This window comes from Bradyrhizobium sp. Leo114 (assembly GCF_055229415.2).
Genome location: NZ_JBUYEN020000040.1, coordinates 20,755 through 37,608 on the forward strand (window position 1 = coordinate 20,755; position 16,854 = coordinate 37,608).

Here is a 16,854-nt window from a genome sequence, read left to right on the forward strand (position 1 = left end):
CGAAAGGAAAACCACATGCCATCCCCGTACACCTTTGCCGATCCCCGTCTCGCCAAGCTCGATGGGTTCAAGGTCGAGATCGACGAGGCGCATGAGCGCGCCGACATCATACTCGGGCGGCCGCCCTATAACGTCGTCTCGATGCCGCAGCGCGATCAGCTACGACTGACCTTCGAGACGCTCGACGAAGATCCGCGTGTTCGCGTCATCGTGTTGCGGGGCGAGGGCGACCATTTCTCCAGTGGCGGCAATATCGGCGGCTTCATGGAAGCGAGCCCCGAGCACGTATCAAAACTGGCCTGGAATATCGCGGCGCCCGCACGTTGCGCCAAGCCGGTGATTGTCGCCAATCGCGGCTATTGCTTCGGCGTCGGATTCGAGCTGTCGCTCGCCTGCGACTTCCGCATCGCTTCCGAAACCACGCAATACGCCTTGCCGGAGCAGAAGCTCGGACAGATCCCGGGATCGGGAGGATCGGCACGTCTGCAGAAAATGGTCGGTATCACCCGCACCAAGGACATCGTGATGCGCTCCAAGCGGATCTCGGCGAAGCAGGCGCTGGAGTGGGGGATTGCGACCGAATGCGTGCCGGACGCCGAGCTTGAGAAGGCGACGGACCGGCTGGTCGACGAGCTGCGCACCTTCTCGCCTTTGGCGCAGCGTACCGCGAAGAAGCTCCTGAACGACACCGAAGACTCGACGCTCACGATCGCGATCGAGCTCGAGGGCCATTGCTACAGCCGGCTGCGTCAGTCCGAGGACTTCAAGGAAGGCGTCGAAGCCTTCAACGCCAAGCGTCCGCCCAAGTTCGTCGGGCGCTGACGACAAGGAAGACGACTAACAACGCCGCGGACGGCGGTCAGCCGCCGCGGCAATCTTCGACGGGGAGGGAAATATGGTTGAGATGGACGTGTCCGTCGCGAATGTGCGGACGTCGGCAGACAATCGACAGATGGTCAACGCGATCATTGCCTCGGTGCTCGGCTGGGCGCTCGATCTTTTTGATTTGTTCATTCTGCTCTATGTCGCGCCGGTTGTCGGCGCATTGTTCTTTCCATCGAGCAATACGGCGCTGTCGCTGGCCGCAGTGTATGGATCGTTCGCCGTCACGCTCCTGATGCGGCCGCTCGGCTCGGCCGTCTTCGGCCATTATGCCGATGTGCACGGACGCAAGCGCGCCATGCTGGTCGCAATTTTCGGTGTCGGCATCAGCACGGCTGCCTTCGGCTTGCTGCCGACGATCGCCCAGGTCGGCGTGATCGCGCCAATCATCTTCCTGATCCTGCGCCTGGTGCAGGGCGTCTTCGTCGGCGGAGTGGTGGCGTCGACCCATACCATCGGCACGGAATCTGTGCCGGCAAATTGGCGCGGGGCGATGTCCGGCCTGGTGGGTGGCGGCGGCGCCGGGATCGGCGCGTTGCTGGCGTCGTTCGTGTTCCTGATCACCTCCTCGATCTTTCCCGGTGAAGCCTTCGCGGAGTGGGGCTGGCGCGTGATGTTCTTCTCCGGCCTGCTGAGCTCTTTGCTCGGCTGGTTCATCTTCAAGAACCTCGAGGAATCGCCTTACTTCAAGGAGCTGAAGCGGCAGCAGAAGACACGTAAGGCAGAGGCGTCCAAGGCTCCGGTTAAGGAGATTTTTTCAGGAGAGTACCGCAGGATCCTGCTGCTCAATATCCTGATCACGTTCGGCGGCGGAGCGGGCTATTATCTGACCTCCGGATATCTTCCGAGCTTCTTGAAGATCATCAACGCGGTCCCGAACCAGACCTCGTCGCTGATTCTGATGGGCGCCAGCGTCTCGTCGTTCTTCTCGGCGGTTCTGATCGGATCGCTGAGCGACAAGATCGGGCGGAAGAAGACCTTTCTCCTGGTCGGGGCAGGTGCCATCGTGCTGCTTCCGCTGTGCTATCTGGGCCTTGCCGCGACGAAGGACATCACGCAGATCACGCTCTATGCGCTGGCGATCGCCTTCATCGGCAATGCCGGCTATGCACCGGTGCTGATCTTCCTGAACGAGCGCTTCCCGACGGCTGTGCGCGCGAGCGGTACAGGGCTGTCCTGGAACATCGGCTTTGCGCTCGGCGGCATGATGCCGACCTTCGTGTCGCTGGTGAGTGCCGGCGCCGCGCAGATTCCGACATCGCTCGCCATCTTCTCGGTTGCGGTCTTCGCGATCTACCTGATCGGGGCAATCGTGATCCCAGAGACCAAGGGCGACTTCAAGTGAGGACTAGTGGCGGCGCGGTCGGGCCGCGCCGCCACGATCGAAAGTTAGGTTCGGATATTATGTCTCTTCATGCTCTCAATCTGATCGACGGCGTCTGGCAACCGGCATCCTCCGGTGAAACGGTGCCGAGCATTGATCCTTCCAATCAGGCGGTGGTCGGCCGCGTCGAGGCCGGCGGAAAGAAAGACGCGGAAGCGGCGGTATCGGCCGCACGCGGCGCTTTCGAGCGCGCGGGCTGGTCGCACAATCCGCGGCTTCGCCAGCTGGTCATGCTGAGATGGGCGGACCGGATGGAGCAGCGCGGCGCGGAACTGGCGCGCCTTCTCACGCTGGAGAACGGAAAGCCGCTTGCGCAGTCGCGCGGCGAGATCGAGGGCAGCGTTTCGGAGATACGTTACTACGCGGGATTGACGCGTCATATCCCCGGACACGTTCTCGAGGTCGAACCGGGTACGTTCTCCACGATGCTGAAAGAGCCGGCAGGCGTCGCCGGCCTGATCATCCCGTGGAACGCACCCGCGGTGTTGCTTATCCGCGCATTGACGCCGGCCCTTGCCGCCGGGTGCACGGCGGTGATCAAGCCCGCGCCGCAGACGGCATTGGTTACTGCCGAGATCATCAAGTGCCTTAGCGACGTCGAGCAGCTTCCTGCCGGCGTCGTCAATCTCGTCAACGAGCAGGGGCACGAGGTGGCGGAATATCTCGTCACTTCGCCCGAAGTCGACGTGCTCAGCTTTACCGGCTCGAACGCGACCGGGCAACGCATCATGGCTGCGGCTGCGCCGACCATGAAGAAACTGTCGCTTGAGCTCGGCGGGAAGTCGGCCTGTCTCGTCTTTGAAGATGCAGATATCGCGACCGTGGCACCAAAGCTCGCTGCCGCTGCGACCATCATCTCCGGACAGCAATGTACGGCGGCGCGGCGTGTTCTGGTACATGCGTCGCGTTATGAGGAGATGAAGGCAGCGCTGCGGTCCTCTCTCACAAACCTGAAAATCGGCTCCGGCCTGTCGGCAGAGACGAACATGGGTCCGTTGATCGATGCGGCGTCGCTTGCCGCAGTCTCGCACAGGATCGACGATGCGATGGCTGCAGCGGACGAGGTTGTCCTGCGTGGCGGACGGCCGAACGGAGATCTGGCCAAGGGATTCTTTCTGACGCCGACGCTGGTTGCGCATCGCGATACTTCGGGATTCTTCGTGCAGGAGGAGATCTTCGGCCCGTTTGTCGTTCTGGAGAGGTTCGAGGATGAGCAGGAGGCGGTTGTCCGCGCCAATCACAGCGAATACGGCCTCTCTGCCAGCGTCTGGACCCACGATGGCGCGCGCGCGATGCGCGTCGCACGCGCTTTGCGCAATGGCACGGTGTGGATTAACGACCATAACAGGCTGTTTGCCGAAGCGGAAACCGGTGGATACCGCCGTAGCGGACTAGGCCGGCTGCACGGTTACGATGGGCTGATCGACTTCCTTGAGATCAAGCACATCTATCAGAACTGCGGCACTGTCTCGCTAGCGGCCGCTACTGACGCCTATCGGTGACCGGCAGGCAGCGCGTCACGCGATAGGTGAACAGGGCCGGATTCCGGATCGGTCGGATGGTCAGCGTGTGATCAAAAAAAGTGCAGTGCGCCCTGTTTTCACTTGATTCTGGCGATGGTGATTTCCGCTCGCTGGTCGAAGCCGTACAGCGCCGTGGCGTGCGCGTGACAGTTGTATCCACCATCAAGAGTTATCCGTCCATGGTCGCTGACGAGCTGCGTCGTCAGGCTGACGTTTTTCAGGACCTTGATGCGATGCGAGCATTGATCGGTCGCGACTAGTACGAGCGCCCCGCTCAACGGAAGCCCGCGGAGCGAGCGGCCCAGTCCGATCGATTCCGATCAACCGAGAGAGTCAGTTTACACGGCGCTCGCGGTTGTCCCAGAACGGCTTGCGCAGCTCGCGCTTCAGCACCTTGCCGGCGCCGGAAAGCGGCAGAGGCGCCTCGGTGATCGCGATGCTTCGCGGGCATTTGTAGCCCGCGATCAGCGTCTTGGTGAACTCGATCAGCTCGCCGGCGGAGACTTCGACGCCGCTGCGCTTGACCACGACCGCATGGACCTGCTCGCCCCACAGTTCGCTGGGGATGCCGATGACCGCGCATTGCAGCACCGAGGGATGCTGCGCCAGCGCATTCTCGACCTCGATCGAATAGACGTTCTCGCCGCCGGAGATGATCATGTCCTTCACGCGGTCGACCACATAGATGAAGCCGTCCTCGTCCACATAGCCGCCGTCGCCGGTGTGCATCCAGCCATCGACGATGGCTCGCGCGGTCTCCTCGGGCCGTTCCCAATAGCCCATCATCACGTTGTCGCCGCGCACGACGATCTCGCCGACATTGCCCGAGGGCACCGGCCGGTCGTTCTCGTCGACGATACGCACTTCGCAGCCAAGGGTGGCGCGGCCCGGCAGCGGTGGCGACCCTTCTTGCGTCCCTCGCCGATATGCTCCTTCCAGTGCAGAAGCGTCGCGATCGGCGACAGTTCGGTCATGCCGTAGGCCTGCGTGAACTGAACATGCGGCAGCGCCCGCGCGGCGCGGTCAAGCACCGCCTCGCTGATCGGCGATGCGCCATAGACGATGTTCTTGGATCCTTGCTCTCGCGCATGCTGTCGGCGACCGGCTCGCTCCTCGCGATGACGGCCTCATAGCTCTCGGTGCCCAATGGCGCATCGCCATCGTCGGCAAAGATCAGCTTTAGTCCCGGGATCGCCTTCGCGAGCTGCGCGCCGGTTGGCGCAAACGCCTTGTCGACGAACAGGACGCTGGCGCGGCAGTCGCGCAGCGCATCCTCATTCTCCAGCGCGCTCCAGCGGATGTTGAGCGGCACGATCACCGCGCCGGCCCAGCCGACCGCGAGATAGAGTTCGAGATAGCGGTCGGAATTGAGCGACAGCACCGCGACGCGATCGCCATCGGCGACGCCGCGCGCCCGCAAGCCTCCGGCGAGGCGCGCGACCCGTTCTCCCACGACGCGCCAGGTGCGTCGTCGCTCGCGGCATACAGTGGCCAGTCCATTCGGGTTGATCTGCAGCGCCCGCCGCAATCCGTGGGTGATGTTCATTAAGACGCTCCTCCTGTGCGTTTCTTCCCTGGCGCCTTGCGCCTTGTTTCGCGCCGCAAGGGCGCGCTCGGCGTTTTTTGTTTTGAGTTGTGATTGGGAGCACGGCATTGCCAGGACGGTGCGGATCGCCGCACAGGCCATGACAACCGACGCGACCGCCGCGGCCGCAGCAAAGAATAGCAACGAACCGCTCATTGGCGCTAAAGGAGCGCCAATCATCGGCCCCCGGAATGTCGAGCGGGAGCAGCAAAACCCCGATATTCTCCGCCCGCCGTCCACCGATCACGGCTCGATACCAAATCTGCGCTTCTCCTTCGCAGACGCACACATGAAAATTCGAGAAGGCGGCTGGTCTCGCGAGGTAACGGTAAGGGAGTTGCCGGTAGCGACCACCATGGCCGGTGTTAACATGCGTTTAAAGTCGGGCGCGGTGCGCGAGCTGCACTGGCACAAGCCGGCAGAATGGGCATTCATGCTCGCCGGCCGAGCCAGGATCACCGCTGTCGATAATGACGGGCATAACTTCATCTCCGATGTGAAGGCGGGAGATCTCTGGTATTTTCCGTCAGGCATTCCCCACTCCATTCAGGGCTTGCCGGAAGATGGCTGTGAATTCCTGCTGGCCTTTCCTGACGGAAGCTTCTCCGAAGACAGCACTTTCGCGATTACTGATCTGTTTGCTCATACGGACCGGGGCGTGCTTGCGAAGAACCTGAAGCTGGACGTAAAGCAACTGGATCAGATTCCGACAGAGGAACTGTTCATCTTCCAGTCCGATCCACCTCCACCAATTGACGCCGACCGTATCGAAGATTCCCTCGGAGGTGTCCCGCAGGACATGGCGTTCAGGTTAATGGAGCAGCAGCCCACGATCTCCCCGGGAGGGCGAGTGCGGATCGCTGACACGCGCAACTTCCCGATCTCCACAGATGTTGCCGCGGCGCATGTAGAAGTCGACCCAGGTCGCATGAGGGAGATACACTGGCATCCCAACGCGGACGAGTGGCAGTTCTACATCTCCGGTAAAGCGCGGATGACGGTCTTCGCTGCCGAGGGCAATGCGCGCACCTTCGATTATCAGGCCGGCGATGTCGGATATGTGCCCAAGTCGATGAGCCACTTCGTCGAGAACACCGGCGGTGAGCCCCTGCAGTTCCTCGAGCTGTTTAGGTCGCCGAGATTCATGGATGTATCTCTGGCTCAGTGGATGGCCCTGACGCCGCATGAGTTGGTCGAAGCGCACCTCAAGATCGATCGTTCGGCTCTCGAGGCAATTCGCAAGGACAAGCAGCCGGTGATCTGAAGGCGCGGAGCATCAAAGCCAGGGCAAAGTTATCGTTGCCTTCTTGCGAGGTACGAGCGAGACAATGGCGTAGGGGCGGCCATGCGCAACAATGTGTGTGGCTCTACCTGACCTGCGATTGAAATTGGCGGTGCTTGAACGCCGTCAGCCCGACGACGATCGCACAGCACAGCGCGTTGAAGCCATTGGTCAAGGCCATGGTGATGTCTCCGAGATTGGACAAGGAGTAGACGGCCGTTGATCCGTTCGCTGCAATCCAGAGAAACCACGTCGAATAGGAAATGGCTGAGGCGCCATTGGTATCTTGCGCGATTTTGTAGATCTGCGGCAGATAAGAAATGAGCCGCAAAGCGTTGAAGATGGCGAACAGGTAGTACGCTATATCCGAAGACGTCATTCGTGCACCCGGCTCTTGTTCGATCTCAACGAGAGCTCTTCATGAACGCTCGGCCCCGCTTTGCGGTGCGCCGCTCGTCGATCGCTGTACTTTCGAAATTTTAGCCAACTCTGCTACCGGATCATGACGTGCTGCAGACTGAGCGGCTACATCGGTAACCGAGACGCACCGCCGCTTAAGGTGCGCGATACATCCTGCGCGCAGCGGCGTCGCGCTAGCCGTCTTCAAGGCCGCAGATGCCGGGGTGGAATGCGCTTGACATAACAAAACTATGCCGTATCATTTTTGGGGATCTGGGATGATGAGCGGAGCTTCCCGCCCAATCGGCTTGGCGCTCCTTGCTAAGCTCACGCGGTCTTTACCCATAACCAGTGGATAGTTGAAGCCGAATTCAGCCAGCACATGGTCAACTGCGATATTGAGCTGGTTCGTACAGTCACGTCGGTGACCAGGTCACGAGAACCGCTGAATGATTACCTGCATTCTCCTCAACAATAGCCGCCGCGCATGAGACTCGGAATTCCATTGCCGTTTTCGGTGCTGCTCCTTGTTTTGCTTTCTCTCCAGGAGGCCATCGCGCACGCCATCGTGGTCAAGTCGTCGCCCGCGGCTGACGCGGTTGTGCCTGCTGGCAATGTGCCTGTTCATCTGCAGTTCAATAGTCGGATTGATCGCGATCGTTCGAAAGTGATGCTGATCGGCGCTGGTGGGACAGAGCAGCGGCTCGCACCGGCGGCCGACTCGCCACCCGACGCGCTGGATGCGGAGGCAAAAGGTCTCAGCCCTGGTGCTTGGCGTCTGCGCTGGCAGGTGCTGAGCGTCGACGGGCACATCACGCGCGGCGATATTCGGTTCACCGTGCGATAGCCGTGTCGCTCTTTCTCGACATATTCGGCTACCTGTCCGTCGTTCTGCGGGGTCTGATTCTCACGAGCCAGACTTTCACGCTCGGCACGCTTGCGTTCCTGCTTGTGCTGCTGCAACCGCTCCAGCCCTGGCTTTCCGTCGAGAGCGCCAAGATTGGCAGCCGCTGCCGGACTTTTCTTGTTATCAGCTCCTTCCTCCTGGGCATCTTCACGCTTTGCTCGCTCGTACTTAACGCGCTCGCGCTTGTCGGCACGCTCGAGCTGTCGTGGGCGGAGGCGGCCGGGGCCGGTTTCGTACGAGCGGACCTCGTGATCGCCGCTTGCGCCTTCCTCATTGCTCTCCTCGCAAGGAGGTCGTGGACAACGTCACGACTTCTCTTTCTTGTCGGCCTCGCCGCCGTGATCTTGATCGCGCAGCTTTCGGTCACTCACGCGGCGAGTCGTCTCGAACTGCGATGGCCCTACCTCGTCGCGGGCGGGCTGCACATGCTCGGTGCCGCGGTCTGGATCGGAGGCCTGCCTTGCTTCCTGATTGCGCTCAACCTCTGTCAAGATCCGGTTGACTGGAAGCTGATCGGGCGGCGCTATTCGGTGATGTCGATGGCATCAGTGGGCGCCATCCTCGTCGGCGGCACCGTGATGTCGATCGGCTATATCGGCTCCTTCGAGGCGATCTACGGCACCGCCTATGGCGTCATGACAAGCGCGAAGGTCTGTCTGCTGCTGATGCTGCTCGCCCTGGGCGCCTTCAACTTCTTCACCGTCGACCGGCTGCGCCGCGATGCGTCAACGCCGATCCTCCGACTGAAGCGGTTCGCCGAAGTGGAAATCGGCATCGGTGCGGCTGTGCTCTTTGCCGCCGCCTCCCTGACGTCGCTGCCGCCGGGCATCGATCTGGCGCAGGACCGGGTGAGCTGGTCCGAGATCGTCGAGCGGTTCACGCCGCAATTCCCGATCCGCCTGTCAAGCCCTGATTACGACAAGCTCACCGTCGCGGAATTGCAGGCGAAAATTGCTGCGGCTGATGCGCAGCGGACAACGGCACCGCTGGCCTATGTCCCAGGCGAAGGCACGATCCTGCCCCGCAATGCCGCGGATGTCGCCTGGTCGGAATTCAACCACCATTGGGCGGGGATTTTCGTCGTCCTCATCGGCCTTCTCGCCCTGATCCAGCATTTTCGTTGGGGCCGGTGGGCAAGGCACTGGCCGTTGCTTTTTCTGGCGATGGCAACGTTTCTGTTCTTCCGCGCCGACGAGGCGGCGTGGCCGCTTGGACAGTTCGGCTTTTTCGAATCGCTGCGTGATCCCGAGATCGCACAGCATCGCATCTTCGTGTTGCTGATCGTCGTGTTTGGTCTGTTCGAGTGGCGCGTGCAGGTCGGCGGGCTCAGGAACAGCAAGGCGGCGCTGGTGTTTCCGCTGACCACCGCGATCGGCGGCGCACTGCTGCTCACCCATTCCCATGCCATCGCTAACATCAAGGACCAGCTCCTGATCGAGATGAGCCACACGCCGCTGGCGCTATGCGGAATCCTCGCCGGATGGGCGCGCTGGCTAGAGCTCCGTCTCGACGGCAAGGCAAGCCGCATCGCCTCCTGGATCTGGCCCGTGGCATTCATCCTGGTCGGGCTGATCCTGCTCGATTATCGGGAGGCTTGACCCAAACGTCGGTTAACGTTTCGCGGCCATCGGTTGCTTGGCAAGGCGCCGTGTTCGAATAGACTAGACCTAACTAAGATGACTTGACGCCGCAGCATCGGCCGGGGAGTTGTCTTGCAAACTGGGTCTCGCGGGACGGAGCCGAGCCATATGAGTTTCCATTCGATCTACCGCCACGGCTTCGCCCGGGCCGCTGCCTGCGTCACGGTGTCCCGTGTCGCCGATCCGGCCGCCAACGCGACCGCGATCATCGAGGCGGCCCGCGCCTGCCACAAGCAGTCGGTGGCAGCAGCGGTATTTCCCGAACTGTGTCTCTGCGGCTACGCGATCGAAGATCTGATCATGCAGGATCCGCTCCTGGATGCGGTGGAGCGAGGGCTGGCGAGCGTCCGGGCGGCATCGGCCGAGCTGATGACCGTGCTGATCGTCGGCGCGCCGCTGCGTCATGGGGCGCGGATCTACAATTGCGCTGTTGTCATTCACCGTGGTCGCATTCTCGGCGTCGTTCCCAAGACGTACCTGCCGACCTATCGGGAGTTCTACGAAACCCGTCACTTTGCCTCCGGCGCGGGATTGACCGGGTTGGAGATCACAATTGGCGATGTTCGCGCTCCCTTCGGCGTCGACTTGCTCTTTGAGGCCGACGATGTTCCCGGACTGACCATCGGCGTCGAGATCTGCGAGGATATGTGGATCCCGGTGACGCCGGGATCGGAACTTGCCTTGGCCGGAGCGACCGTGCTCGCCAATCTCTCCGGCAGTCCGATCACGATCGGCCGGGCGCTGTCGCGTGATCTCTTATCGCGATCCTGCTCCGCACGCTGCCTTGCCGCCTATGTCTATGCCGCGGCGGGAATCGGGGAATCGACCACCGATCTGGCCTGGGATGGCCAGACCTCCATTTTCGAAAATGGCGTGCTGCTGGCGGAGGGTGAGCGTTTCCGGCAGGACGGACAGATCACGATCGCCGACATCGATCTGGATCTGCTGCGTCAGGAGCGCTCGCTGATGAGCACCTTCGACGACAATCGAAGGCAGAAGAGTGCCGGCTCCTATCGGAGGATCGGTTACGCGCTGCGGCCTCCGATGACGGATATCGGATTTGCGAGGGAGGTCGAGCGCTTCCCGTTCGTGCCCAGCGATCAGAGCCGCCTCAATCAGGATTGCTACGAGGCCTACAATATCCAGGTTGCGGGCCTGGTGCAGCGGCTGCGGGCCATCGGCACCAAGCGCGTCGTGATCGGCGTGTCCGGCGGGCTCGATTCCACGCACGCCCTGATCGTTGCCGCCAAGGCGATCGATCTTCTCGGATTGCCGAGATCGAACATTCTTGCCTACACGCTGCCGGGCTTTGCGACCGGCAGCGAAAGCAAGGCCAATGCTCTGGCCTTGATGCAGGCGCTGCAGGTGAGCGCCGGCGAGCTCGATATCCGCCCAGCCGCCACGCAGATGCTCCGCGACATCGATCATCCCGCAGGGCGGGGCGAGCCGGTCTATGACATCACCTTCGAGAATGTGCAGGCGGGGCTGCGCACCGACTATCTCTTCCGCCTCGCCAATTATCGCGGAGGGATCGTGATCGGCACCGGCGATCTCTCCGAGCTGGCGCTCGGATGGTGCACCTATGGTGTCGGCGACCAGATGGCGCATTATAACGTCAACGCCGGCGTGCCGAAGACGTTGATCCAGCACTTGATCCGCTGGGTCATCGCGACCGAACAGTTCGACGATGAAGTCGCAAAAACGTTGCGCGCCATTCTCGCCTCGGAGATCTCGCCCGAGCTGGTACCTGTTCAGGCCGGCGAAACCCCGCAGAGCACGGAAGCGGCCGTGGGGCCGTATGAGCTGCAGGACTTCAATCTGTTCTATACGCTTCGGTTCGGCTTCCGGCCGTCGAAGATCGCATTCCTCGCCTGGCATGCCTGGAACGACGTTGCCAAGGGCGAATGGCCAGCCGCGTTTCCCACTGACCGGCGCAAAGCCTATCCGCTTGCCGATATCAGGCGCTGGCTGGAGGTCTTCCTGCGGCGATTTTTCGCGTTCAGCCAGTTCAAGCGTTCCGCGATGCCAAACGGCCCCAAGGTTTCGGCCGGAGGGTCACTTTCGCCCCGCGGCGATTGGCGCGCGCCCTCGGACGCCAGCGCTGCGGCTTGGCTGGAGGATTTGGAACGAAACGTTCCGCCCGCCTGACAAGGACAGATCGATAGGCACCGCCGGAACTGATTTGCGTTGTTATTGACCAAGCTCAACGTCCCGATAGTGGAAATGCGCAGAATGAAGGTTTCCGCTCGGTAGACGTGGGCATGTTCTCGAGAAGGTCGACCAATGCCCAGGAACAAGCAACGCGGTTCCTCACGGAAAGCCGGTTTCTCGACTCGAATCGGGCCGGTAATGACGCCGGTCGCCAACAATGTCGCAGGTTCGGGTCGAAAATCCGTCAAGCCATCGCTCACCAAGCCTTTTCATGTTGCCGTCGATCGGCAACTGAAGTCCGAGCACGAAAGCTACGAGGCCGCCGAGAAGGCCGCGATCGAAATCAAGAAGCGACATCCGAAGCTTCATGTGACGGTGTTCGACGCCAAGGAGCAGCGGCACACGCCTATCGAGTTGCCGAACGGCCGGCATGGCTCCAATCACAACCGACACGGCAATGCAACGCCGCGCAAGGCTGCCGCGACTGGACGCCATCAGTGACGGGCAGCGCATCCAATGCGGTCGCGCCCTTCGGGGCCTGAGGCATCTCTCCGGACCTTGCTAGAGGGTTTTCGAGCGAAGCATGCCCTCGGACTTGATCCGAGGGTGGACACCGGTTCGCGTGAAGAAAACGCATCAAAACAAGAATCTAGAGCTTCAGTTCTGATGCTATCAGAACCGAAAATGCTCTAGAGCGGCTGCTCAAACTCCTCCGCGGAATGCCCGAATTGCGATAGGGCCTCTTCCAGATAGTCACCGAGTAACGGCATTCCCAAGAGATATTCCGCCGTGCGCTTGTTGTGCGCGTGCGCGGCCTCCGCGCGAAGGTCGTCCCACTCGTCGAGTTCGCCGTCGCCGCGGCCGAGCCATGTAAGCGTCACCAGGTCGACCTGTTCGTCCTCGTTCAGGCCGCGGATGATCGCCGTCAGTTCGCCGCCGACGGGATCGTCGCGATGATCCTCAAGGACCGAAAGCATGGCATCGTCACTCGCGTTGGAGGCGGGCTCCGGGTCGGTCACCGCATCCTTGACGTCGAACTGCCGTGCCTTCGCGAGGATCGCTGCGACCTTCGCGGAGGAAATGGTAATTTGGGGAATTTCGTTCATGGCAGACTCCACGCTGAGACCGCCAAGCTAACCGTTCTGTGATGGTACACCATTGATGCGGGTCAAACTCGGCGACGAACCGTGGGCGCGCCAGGGGCCATCAGTGTTTCGTCCGTCGCTCCGATGCTTGTCGCAAGGCGATTGCGAGAAATCGTGGAAACGCTGAAGGTTGAATTGGCAGGTGCGGTACGTCTATCCTTTTGCACCGGACCTGCCGTGCGCCGGCGCAGGATATTCAGATGGACCTTTGGCCAATCCTGCAATCGCTCGTGCTCTTGACCTTCGCTAACGGCACGCCGGTTATCGCCAAGAAGATATTCGGCTCCCGTTTGGCGTTTCCTTTGGATGCCGAGGTGCATTTCGTCGATGGCCGCCCGTTGCTGGGTCAGTCAAAGACGATCAGAGGTGTCGTCCTTTCCGTGGCCGCCACTGCGGCGGCCGCGCCAGTGCTTGGCGTGAGCGTCGCCACAGGCGCTCTGGTGGGATGCCTTGCCATGCTCGGCGATATCATCTCCAGCTTCATCAAGCGTCGTCTCAATTTGCCGTCCAGCGCCCAGGCGGTTGGGCTGGACCAGATTCCGGAATCGCTTCTGCCGCTGGTGGTTTGTCAGAACGCGCTAGCGCTGACATGGGTCGACATCATCATCTGTGTCGGCATTTTTCTGGTAGGGGAGCTGATGATCTCCCGCGTGTTATACATGCTGCACATCCGCGATCAGCCTTATTGAGGCGCGAGGTCGCTAGATGCCGTCCCTGCCAATGACCTTGCGGCGCAATTGTTCGCAGAACTCCTCCAGCAACCGCTGGGTTTCTTCCATTGTCGCAAGCAGGCGGGTTGCCTGCGATCGATTGGCCGGATCGGATCGTGGGTCGTTCAATTTGCTTCTGAGATGCTCGAGACGTTTGCGGCCGGCCAGTGCTCGATCCTCCGCGAACTGAAGCTGCTCCAGGTCATGGCTCAGCTTGAGCTGCTCCTCGATCAGCAATTTGGTAATGGTGGAGCGTTTTTCAGGCGTCAGGTTGCCGTCCCACAGGGCCTTCAGGAAGTGATCGATATTGGCGCGAACGACGAACCTGTCGGTTGGTGTCTCGTAAGCGCGATGCGCTTCGGAAATCCGTCGCTCGATGAATTCCCGCTCGGCATCGCTCAACTGGGTCTTCAGGAGCCGGCGGTACAATCAAGGCGACCGCGCCGATGCGGTGTTCAACATCATAAGCGGGGTCGTCACCGCGTATCGGATGCTTGCCGACGAACCGCCCGTCATGTCCTTTCTCTATCCCGGCGATCTCTTCGGTTTGACCGAGGAGGCGCGGTACACCAACACGGCGAGGGCCACGACACCCGTCATCGCCTACAAGATGCCGCTGCAGTCGGTGCAGAGGATTCTGAGCAGCAGCGCCAATCTCGACGTGCAGATCATTGTGAAGCTCTGCGACGAATTGCGTCAGGCGCAGCATCATGCGGTTCTCCTTGTCCAGAAAAGAGCGGTCAAGAGGCTCGCCATGTTCCTTGAGCTCCAGGAGCACCTGCAGATTGCGCGGAACGAGCCGATCTCGGAAATATATCTGCCGATGGATCGTTCGAGCATCGCCGATTATCTCGGCATTACCCTTCCGGCGCTCAGCCGCGCATTCCGGGCGCTCGTCGTGAAGAAGATCATAACCACGCGAGGCCGACACCACGTCAAGGTTCTTGACCGTGAGGCCTTCAAGAAGATGGCCGATGCGTGAGCCGTCGAGGCTTTGATGAGTCAGACCGCGCCGGGCACCAGAAGGCATGGCCGCCGATATCGCTGATGTGACCGATCGTGATGCCGCCATACCTTGGTACGATGGCGGCCCCAGCGCACTTCATGGGATGAGAGCGGGCGACAAGTTCATCGGAGTAAACGCGATGCGTACTTTCTTGGCCTTAGGCCTGTTGATCACCCTGTCTGCATCTGCCAGTGCGGCCTCCCTCCATCACTTCAGGCCGGAGCATGTCATCATTCCACCCGGCCCGGTCTACGCGGTTCCGCGCTGGGAGTTCGCAGCACCTCGGCCGCTGATGCACTACGACGACACGCCGAGCTACAACGATCCGTCCAAGTTTGGCGGCGGCACGGCGCTATAACTGCCGCGTCTAGCGTCTGATAAGATGAGGTCGAATCGTGTCCGCGATGGGCGCTGCGTCTCTTCACCTCGCCCGTAGGGAGAGGTCGGCGTGTAACGCGGGGTGAGGGGATTTGCTCTATCGAGGGACCGTAACCCCTCACCCGCGCCTTCGGGACGACCTCTCCCTCCGGGAGAGGTGAACTTGCGGCGAAGCGGCGTTTCAACCAAAAGACATTGCGCTCTAGTTGCTCTTCTGGAGCGCGGCCGTCTGCTTGGCGAGCTGCCTGTCGAAATCCTGTTCGAGGCCTGCCGCGTAGGCTGCGAGCTCGCCGGGCTTGACGAACGGGTTGGGCGCGCCGTCCTTCATTTGCGCGCGCTTCTGTTGCATGCCGTACACTTCCGGATGCGGGCCGAGCAGCACGTCGATCTTCATCGCCTTGGCCTTGCCGAATGTCGATCGATAGTCGTCGGCGATGCCGGGATAGGTCGGGTTGCCGACCAGCCTGTTGAGCGCCACTGTTCCGCTGCAGAAGAACAGCACATCGCGATCCTGACCGCCCTCCTTGACGGTCATCTCCCAGCTCGTGCAGCCGGGTGAGTGGCCGGGCGTCGCATGCGCCGTCAGCGTGGTGTCGCCGAGCGTGACCTTGTCGCCTTCCTTGACGGCGCGGTCCACCCTCACGGGCGGGAAGCCGAGATCGGCGTTCTTCTCATCGCCGGGATAATATCCACCTTCCAGCAGGGGCTTGTCACGTTCGCCTGCGACGAGCTGCGCGCCGGTCTCCTGCTTGATTTCGGCAAAGCCGCCGGTGTGATCGAAATGCGCATGCGTGTTCAGGATGTATTTGATGTCGCCGAGCTTGAAGCCGAGTTTGGCGATGTTGTCCTTGATCATGCTGGTGGACTGCGGAAGCGCGGTGTCCATGAGGATCAAACCCTCAGACGTCTTGATCACGTAGACGGCGATGCCGTCGGTGCCGACGTAGTAGATGTTGCCGATCAGTTGAAACGGCTCGAACGGCGTGGTCCATTTCTTGGTGACCTGCGCCAGGAAATCCTTGACGGTTTGCGCCTGCGCGCCGGTTGCGAACAGCGCCAAGGCGCACAGCACGGCTGTGAGCGTCCTCATGATTGCCTCCCTTTTGTTTTTTATGGTGCGCAATAAGGGCATTGATGCGCGATTTGAGCCGCCAGCTCAAGCATCATTCGCGTGCGTTAGCGGCGAGCGCCGAAGGCAAACGGAGAAGCGCCCGGTAGCAAGGACGAATTGATGTCGCTGTCGATGCGCCCCGACTGTTGGGTGTAGCCGACGCCAAATGACAGGCTGAGATTCGACGCCGGCTGGATTTCGATGCCCGCATGCGCGCTATAGCCGGGCAGGGTGCCGGACACGGAGTCGAAGGGAGCGAAGGGGCTACCGATGCCTGTATTATATTTCAAGGTGTCGAAACCGGCATAGACCGTGAGCGGCAGCCCGCCCGCGTTCTTGAAGCTGTAGCCGAACTGCACGCCCTCAGTATAGAGCGAGCCGAAATTGCCAAAGGCTGCATGCTGGTTGATGCCGCTCAAGCTCGTGGCACCGCGTTCGCTGCCGACGAACCAGCCGTTCGGGAAATTGTAGCGCGTATAGGAAAAGCGGCCGCCGCGAGCGTCACTGGCGTCAAAGCTCGGAAAGTTGCCGTATGTGTTCGAACTCTGGTCGACCGTCATATTGTCAAAGCCGATGGGCCAGCCTGGAGTCCAATATGTCATGGGAACAACTTGGCCCTGGGCCGTTTGCCCGCCCAGACAGAGCGCTGCTAAAGTGACCGCGAGACTTAATCTGCCTGAGAAAACTGACATTCCGCACTACCGCCAAGTCTCCCGCAACTATACGCTCCGGATATCAAGAACACCAGTGC

The 16,854-nt window shown here is 61.2% G+C and carries 16 protein-coding genes and 2 pseudogenes; 12 read left to right on the forward strand and 6 right to left on the reverse strand.

The window, feature by feature from the left end; genetic code table 11:
• The first annotated feature begins 15 nt into the window (after positions 1-15).
• The 4 genes and pseudogenes from ACZIRK_RS34380 to ACZIRK_RS34395 form a co-directional block, all read left to right on the forward strand.
• Entirely contained in the window at positions 16-822 is an 807-nt protein-coding gene (locus ACZIRK_RS34380) for an enoyl-CoA hydratase/isomerase family protein (RefSeq protein ID WP_028165737.1), read from the forward strand.
• Between the two features lie 73 nt (positions 823-895).
• Positions 896-2,227, forward strand: a complete 1,332-nt coding sequence (locus tag ACZIRK_RS34385; RefSeq protein ID WP_474418959.1) for an MFS transporter — start codon at positions 896-898, stop codon at positions 2,225-2,227.
• A gap of 59 nt (positions 2,228-2,286) precedes the next feature.
• The gene (locus tag ACZIRK_RS34390; protein WP_474418960.1) at positions 2,287-3,768 is read left to right on the forward strand and encodes an aldehyde dehydrogenase family protein; all 1,482 of its coding nucleotides are present in this window, start codon (positions 2,287-2,289) and stop codon (positions 3,766-3,768) included.
• Positions 3,769-3,869: 101 nt separating this feature from the next.
• Positions 3,870-4,046: pseudogene (locus ACZIRK_RS34395) on the forward strand (NYN domain-containing protein); the annotation flags it as partial.
• Positions 4,047-4,122: 76 nt separating this feature from the next.
• Here the strand turns inward: ACZIRK_RS34395 and ACZIRK_RS34400 are convergent.
• Positions 4,123-5,335, reverse strand: a pseudogene (locus ACZIRK_RS34400) (AMP-binding protein).
• Positions 5,336-5,474: 139 nt separating this feature from the next.
• On the opposite strand from ACZIRK_RS34400, the gene ACZIRK_RS34405 reads away from it, so the two are divergent.
• Complete coding sequence (locus tag ACZIRK_RS34405; RefSeq protein WP_474418990.1) at positions 5,475-6,638, forward strand: oxalate decarboxylase family bicupin; 1,164 nt, start codon at positions 5,475-5,477, stop codon at positions 6,636-6,638.
• A gap of 103 nt (positions 6,639-6,741) precedes the next feature.
• Here ACZIRK_RS34405 and ACZIRK_RS34410 read toward each other — a convergent pair whose 3' ends face one another.
• Entirely contained in the window at positions 6,742-7,035 is a 294-nt protein-coding gene (locus ACZIRK_RS34410; protein ID WP_456646411.1) for a hypothetical protein, read from the reverse strand.
• A 525-nt stretch (positions 7,036-7,560) separates the two neighbouring features.
• Between ACZIRK_RS34410 and ACZIRK_RS34415 the strand changes: the two genes are divergently transcribed.
• The 4 genes from ACZIRK_RS34415 to ACZIRK_RS34430 all read left to right on the forward strand — a co-directional run bounded on the left by ACZIRK_RS34415 (position 7,561) and on the right by ACZIRK_RS34430 (position 12,254).
• Positions 7,561-7,902 carry a copper resistance CopC family protein gene (locus tag ACZIRK_RS34415; protein ID WP_474418961.1) on the forward strand — a complete coding sequence of 114 codons (342 nt, stop codon included), beginning with the start codon at positions 7,561-7,563 and terminating at the stop codon, positions 7,900-7,902.
• Positions 7,903-7,904: 2 nt separating this feature from the next.
• Complete coding sequence (locus tag ACZIRK_RS34420) at positions 7,905-9,560, forward strand: copper resistance D family protein (RefSeq protein WP_474418962.1); 1,656 nt, start codon at positions 7,905-7,907, stop codon at positions 9,558-9,560.
• A 150-nt stretch (positions 9,561-9,710) separates the two neighbouring features.
• Positions 9,711-11,750, forward strand: a complete 2,040-nt coding sequence (locus ACZIRK_RS34425) for an NAD(+) synthase (RefSeq protein WP_474418963.1) — start codon at positions 9,711-9,713, stop codon at positions 11,748-11,750.
• 135 nt (positions 11,751-11,885) lie between these two features.
• Positions 11,886-12,254 carry a hypothetical protein gene (locus ACZIRK_RS34430; RefSeq protein ID WP_456646407.1) on the forward strand — a complete coding sequence of 123 codons (369 nt, stop codon included), beginning with the start codon at positions 11,886-11,888 and terminating at the stop codon, positions 12,252-12,254.
• A gap of 188 nt (positions 12,255-12,442) precedes the next feature.
• Here ACZIRK_RS34430 and ACZIRK_RS34435 read toward each other — a convergent pair whose 3' ends face one another.
• A complete protein-coding gene (locus tag ACZIRK_RS34435; RefSeq protein WP_474418964.1) occupies positions 12,443-12,859 on the reverse strand; it encodes a DUF3775 domain-containing protein in 417 nt (138 codons plus the stop codon).
• A 269-nt stretch (positions 12,860-13,128) separates the two neighbouring features.
• On the opposite strand from ACZIRK_RS34435, the gene ACZIRK_RS34440 reads away from it, so the two are divergent.
• The gene (locus ACZIRK_RS34440) at positions 13,129-13,587 is read left to right on the forward strand and encodes a CDP-archaeol synthase (protein WP_474418965.1); all 459 of its coding nucleotides are present in this window, start codon (positions 13,129-13,131) and stop codon (positions 13,585-13,587) included.
• Between the two features lie 12 nt (positions 13,588-13,599).
• Here ACZIRK_RS34440 and ACZIRK_RS34445 read toward each other — a convergent pair whose 3' ends face one another.
• The gene (locus tag ACZIRK_RS34445; protein WP_474418966.1) at positions 13,600-14,010 is read right to left on the reverse strand and encodes a hypothetical protein; all 411 of its coding nucleotides are present in this window, start codon (positions 14,008-14,010) and stop codon (positions 13,600-13,602) included.
• On the opposite strand from ACZIRK_RS34445, the gene ACZIRK_RS34450 reads away from it, so the two are divergent.
• Together ACZIRK_RS34450 and ACZIRK_RS34455 are read left to right on the forward strand one after the other, a co-directional pair.
• The gene (locus ACZIRK_RS34450) at positions 13,985-14,590 is read left to right on the forward strand and encodes a Crp/Fnr family transcriptional regulator (protein ID WP_474418967.1); all 606 of its coding nucleotides are present in this window, start codon (positions 13,985-13,987) and stop codon (positions 14,588-14,590) included. The two genes, ACZIRK_RS34445 and ACZIRK_RS34450, sit on opposite strands and share 26 nt — an antisense overlap.
• A gap of 46 nt (positions 14,591-14,636) precedes the next feature.
• Positions 14,637-14,972 (forward strand): hypothetical protein, encoded by a 336-nt coding sequence (locus ACZIRK_RS34455; protein WP_474418968.1) that lies wholly within the window; start codon positions 14,637-14,639, stop codon positions 14,970-14,972.
• A 222-nt stretch (positions 14,973-15,194) separates the two neighbouring features.
• Here ACZIRK_RS34455 and blaBJP read toward each other — a convergent pair whose 3' ends face one another.
• Entirely contained in the window at positions 15,195-16,082 is an 888-nt protein-coding gene (gene blaBJP, locus ACZIRK_RS34460; protein WP_474418969.1) for a BJP family subclass B3 metallo-beta-lactamase, read from the reverse strand.
• 86 nt (positions 16,083-16,168) lie between these two features.
• Positions 16,169-16,705, reverse strand: a complete 537-nt coding sequence (locus ACZIRK_RS34465) for a hypothetical protein (RefSeq protein WP_474418970.1) — start codon at positions 16,703-16,705, stop codon at positions 16,169-16,171.
• Positions 16,706-16,854 lie beyond the last annotated feature (149 nt).

Excerpts from the sequence above, each read along its gene's own strand:
- ACZIRK_RS34450 (WP_474418967.1), top strand. The coding sequence starts at position 13,985 with ATGAATTCCCGCTCGGCATCGCTCAACTGGGTCTTCAGGAGCCGGCGG.
- ACZIRK_RS34390 (WP_474418960.1), top strand. The coding sequence starts at position 2,287 with ATGTCTCTTCATGCTCTCAATCTGATCGACGGCGTCTGGCAACCGGCA.
- ACZIRK_RS34405 (WP_474418990.1), top strand. The coding sequence starts at position 5,475 with ATGACAACCGACGCGACCGCCGCGGCCGCAGCAAAGAATAGCAACGAA.
- ACZIRK_RS34380 (WP_028165737.1), top strand. The coding sequence starts at position 16 with ATGCCATCCCCGTACACCTTTGCCGATCCCCGTCTCGCCAAGCTCGAT.
- ACZIRK_RS34425 (WP_474418963.1), top strand. The coding sequence starts at position 9,711 with ATGAGTTTCCATTCGATCTACCGCCACGGCTTCGCCCGGGCCGCTGCC.
- ACZIRK_RS34435 (WP_474418964.1), bottom strand. The coding sequence starts at position 12,859 with ATGAACGAAATTCCCCAAATTACCATTTCCTCCGCGAAGGTCGCAGCG.
- ACZIRK_RS34465 (WP_474418970.1), bottom strand. The coding sequence starts at position 16,705 with ATGACATATTGGACTCCAGGCTGGCCCATCGGCTTTGACAATATGACG.
- ACZIRK_RS34385 (WP_474418959.1), top strand. The coding sequence starts at position 896 with ATGGTTGAGATGGACGTGTCCGTCGCGAATGTGCGGACGTCGGCAGAC.
- ACZIRK_RS34455 (WP_474418968.1), top strand. The coding sequence starts at position 14,637 with ATGGCCGCCGATATCGCTGATGTGACCGATCGTGATGCCGCCATACCT.
- ACZIRK_RS34410 (WP_456646411.1), bottom strand. The coding sequence starts at position 7,035 with ATGACGTCTTCGGATATAGCGTACTACCTGTTCGCCATCTTCAACGCT.
- blaBJP (WP_474418969.1), bottom strand. The coding sequence starts at position 16,082 with ATGAGGACGCTCACAGCCGTGCTGTGCGCCTTGGCGCTGTTCGCAACC.
- ACZIRK_RS34430 (WP_456646407.1), top strand. The coding sequence starts at position 11,886 with ATGCCCAGGAACAAGCAACGCGGTTCCTCACGGAAAGCCGGTTTCTCG.